Source organism: Streptomyces sp. NPDC004721 (assembly GCF_053601495.1).
The window spans coordinates 1-3673 of the sequence record NZ_JBSGBZ010000136.1; the positions used below are offsets into that span (position 1 = coordinate 1).

Consider the following 3673-nt stretch of genomic DNA (forward strand, 5'->3'; position numbering starts at 1 on the left):
CATTCGTGCTGGCCACCCGGGCACTACTCCTTCTCCGCCCTCGACTCAATGAATCATCCAGTATGCCTGACTCGACCTACTTTGACAGAGAGAGCTCGGCTGCGTCACTGACGAGTGGCGAAACGCCTGATTTTCGCGCACGTCACCCGCCACAAACGGCGACAGGTTCAGGTATGTGTCAAGCTCCCCGCCGTCTTCTGACACCAGCGGCTGACACCAACAGGCGCGAACAGCACCAGTCGACGCCGGACCTCCGTGGACGATCGGCCGAGACATGTCGCCGGTTGGCCGACGTCGACGGTCCCCGTGATCGACCCGATAAGGATGAGGCCAGACCTCAAAGCCTTCACCTCTTACGGGCGCCGTCCCCACCTTGGGGCGGCGCCCATCGCCTTGACTCGGTCATTGACACTCCAGGCCAAAGTCGCTACGCCGACCTCGCAGCTCAGCGCATGCTGGTTACCGGACGCCATGCTAACGGGCTATGCGGTGGACGGTGGTGCGTCGCCCCTCGGACTGAGTGCGCTGTCAGCCACACGAGTGGGGTGAGTGAGCTTCACGAGGTGTCAGTGGCGCTTGGTAGGTTCTGAGCGCCCCTCTCGGAGGTCCCCCAGCCTCCCAGAAGTCCAATTTCGTGCGCACTTGACCCTGAGCGGCCTACGCCGTCGCGGTCACTTCGCGTGCCTGGAAACACTCTTGGAGGAGCTTGATGAGCAGCGGCATACGGAGACGCATCCTGGCCCGCACCGCAGGCATCGTCGCGGCAGCAGCCCTGGCGATCGCAGCTACACCACTGACGGGCACCGCACAGGCCCACAGCGCGGTGTCGGGCTCGCTCAACTTCAGCGGCGAGCCGGGCGAGCCCATTTCGGGTGGCCAATCGTACGAGTACACGGCCGATACAGTTCAGCTGTTCAACGCCGGAGGCAGCACTAACGAGAACAGCCTCACCGTTGCGGTGGACGCGACCGAGGGGACGTTCTGGCGTCTCGTCATCTCCGCTCCGGAAGGTCAGAAGCTGACCGCGGGAACCACCTACACTGGGGCCAAGAAGTGGCCCTATATCCAGCCTGGAGACCCCGGGTTGGAATTCGGTGGGATCGACAACGGGACGGAGAAGGCGTGTAACACCACCTCTGGCTCCTTCACCATCGAGAACATCGCGTTCGGGCCCTACGGCTACGTGAAGGAACTTGACGCCACCTTCGAGCAGTACTGCAACGGATCCACGGTGCCTTTGCGCGGTGAAGTTCATGCGGTCATGCCCGAGCCGCCGGTAGAGCTGGCCATCGGCATGAACCTCGACACCACCGGGACGGTCGACAAACATACCGGCACCATCACTGTGGGTGGCGATGTCACCTGTAACAAGCCCGCCCGGTTCGCGCTCAGAGTCAGCGCCTATCAGATCCAGAAGCACGCGACAGCGTCCGGTGTCGCCGGCGAGGACGCCTTCTTCGTCGACTGCACACCAGGAGCCCCGGTGCCGTGGACGGTCTCGTTCCCTAGCAACCTCGAACCCGATGCCACCTTCAAGTCCGGTCCTGCGGTGCTCCGGGCTCGGGGGGAAACGAATGACAGGGACTACCCGGTGACCCGGCGCACTGGGGACCTGAGCAGCGAGATCACCCTCGTGAAGTCCTAATCCACCGCGGGTCCGGCAGGAGCCGGGCCCGCGTCAGTGGACCGTCTCAGCGGGTGAGTGTCTACTGAGGTTTTCGGCTTAGCGTCGGGTGGTGACGGGTGGTGATCCCTGCGGTATGCCGTTCCTATGCGGTATGCGCAGGGTGGGGGCCTGACCGCTGAGCGGCGGGCATTTCGTGAACGGATACGGCTTGAGGCCGCGGAGCAGTTCGTGGCAGGCGTGAAGACGGCCGCGGTCGCCGAGGAGTTACGGGTCAGCGAGCGGTCGGTGGAGCGGTGGCGTCGTGCCTGGCGGGAAGGAGGCGCCCAGGCGCTGCGATCGACCGGTCCTGCGAACGCACCGCGGCTGTCGGATGCCCAGGTCGCGGTGCTGGAGGAGGAGTCTCCGACATCACCTACCTGCCCACGCCGGCCGGCTGGTGGTATCTCGCCACGGTGATCGACCTGGCCACCTGCGAAGTCGTCGGCTATGCGATGGCCGACCACCATCGGGCCGGACTCGTCGTCGACGCGCTGCGGATGGCCGTCGGCCGAGGCGGGCTGAAGGACGGCTGCATTGAGCACTCGGATCGCGGCTCGGAATACTCCTCACGCGAATACCGCGCTCTCATAGCAGAGTTGGGCCTGCGGCAGAGCATGGGTAGAACAGGCTCATGTTACGATAACGCCGCAGCTGAGAGCTTTTTCGGACTGTTGAAAGCGGAGATCGGTACCACGATCTGGCCATCCCACGGGGCGGCTCGCGCCGACGTCTTTCGCTTCATCGAGGTCGAGTACAACCGCACCCGCCTGCGGAAGCACCCGGTCTACGGATACGTCACCCCGGTCGAAACCAGGGCCCTGACAGCACAAGACCTTGCCCCCGCAGCGTAACCATCCGCTGTCCACGATCACGGGGGAACTTCAGTGCTGTCGCCACCCCGTCGTGCAGGGCGGCTGAGAGTTTCGCGGCCGGCTCGTCCCAGCTGCCAAGGTGACGCCCGCGGCCGTGCAGGCGGCCAATGCGGCCGAGAGGGGCGATGGCACGGAACAACGCGATGTCCGATCTGCAACAGGGCTGCCGTGCACGCCATGGCGGGCCTCTAGCACGGTCAGAAGCCGGGGGCGGTGCCGGCGAAGAACCACAAGGCGGCTGTGTACCACATCACTGCGATGGCGGTGACCAGGGCGCCGCCGGCGGCCGGAAGCGCCCAACCGGGCAGTCGGCGGCTGTGTACCACCAGCACTTTGGCGACGAACGCGCCGTACAGGACGCAGCCCGTGATGGAGTGCACCGCCACTCGGCTGCTCGTGAATTCAACTCCGTAGGCGGTGACGCAGTGGTGGGCGATGGGCAGCGAGAGCAGAAAGGCAAGGAGGCCGATGAGCCGGTGTGTGGGGTGCACCCGGTGCGGCGCGACCCTCGCTCCCGGTAGGCGTCGGTACATCCACAGCCCGAGCAACAGTTGAACGACCGCGAGTGTCATCAGAGCGCTACCCAAACGCGCCTTGAGATCGTTGACGCCGACGCCGTGCCGCCCGAACAGGCCGCTGGTGTAGTCGGGGGTGTGCGTGCGGCCGATCGCATACACCCCCACCGCGACTGCGACCGGCAGCAAAGCAGCCAAAAAGCCCACCACCGTTCGTGCGGGACGCCGCATCCGCGCGCCCGTGTGCCCGGTCATCGGTCCCCAATCAATCGGTTTCGACCTTGCTGCCAGATACGTTTCCGACGTACCACTGTGGCGCCGGACGCGCTGATTTCCTCGCCGTTGGTGTCACCGGCCGTCGTGTCACCCGCGAAGCAGTGCAGCTTCCCGATCAGCAGCAGGGCAGCGAGGGCGGTGGAATCACTGGCGGTGAGGGTTGCGGCGGTCACCGACCGCAGGGCGGGGACGAGGAATCTATGGGCGTTCATGCCAGCTTCTGGCCCTTGATGGCCAGTTCGCGGTCGAGTTGAGGCAGGTGACGGAGGAGAAGCGGCGCAGGAGGGCGATGACCTTGAGGGCGTCGTCGGTGCTCCAGCCCCACTGCGGGTACATGGCGAACA

The 3673-nt window shown here is 65.4% G+C and carries 4 protein-coding genes and 1 pseudogene; 3 read left to right on the top strand and 2 right to left on the bottom strand.

What is annotated here, in order from left to right; all coding sequences use genetic code 11:
* The first annotated feature begins 709 nt into the window (after positions 1 to 709).
* The 3 genes and pseudogenes from ACWEK3_RS42080 to ACWEK3_RS42090 all read left to right on the top strand — a co-directional run bounded on the left by ACWEK3_RS42080 (position 710) and on the right by ACWEK3_RS42090 (position 2517).
* Positions 710 to 1645, top strand: coding sequence for a hypothetical protein (locus ACWEK3_RS42080; protein ID WP_450547611.1), 936 nt, complete (start codon positions 710 to 712; stop codon positions 1643 to 1645).
* Between the two features lie 126 nt (positions 1646 to 1771).
* Positions 1772 to 2041 (top strand): annotated as a pseudogene (locus ACWEK3_RS42085) (helix-turn-helix domain-containing protein); the annotation flags it as partial.
* A gap of 38 nt (positions 2042 to 2079) precedes the next feature.
* On the top strand, positions 2080 to 2517 hold the full coding sequence (locus ACWEK3_RS42090) for a DDE-type integrase/transposase/recombinase (protein WP_453252235.1): 438 nt from the start codon (positions 2080 to 2082) through the stop codon (positions 2515 to 2517).
* Positions 2518 to 2735: 218 nt separating this feature from the next.
* Here the strand turns inward: ACWEK3_RS42090 and ACWEK3_RS42095 are convergent, their stop codons facing one another.
* Both ACWEK3_RS42095 and ACWEK3_RS42100 read right to left on the bottom strand, forming a co-directional pair.
* Positions 2736 to 3308, bottom strand: a complete 573-nt coding sequence (locus tag ACWEK3_RS42095) for a DUF6529 family protein (RefSeq protein ID WP_450547613.1) — start codon at positions 3306 to 3308, stop codon at positions 2736 to 2738.
* Positions 3305 to 3541 (bottom strand): hypothetical protein, encoded by a 237-nt coding sequence (locus ACWEK3_RS42100; protein WP_450547614.1) that lies wholly within the window; start codon positions 3539 to 3541, stop codon positions 3305 to 3307. Before ACWEK3_RS42100 ends, ACWEK3_RS42095 begins: the two co-directional genes overlap by 4 nt.
* Positions 3542 to 3673 lie beyond the last annotated feature (132 nt).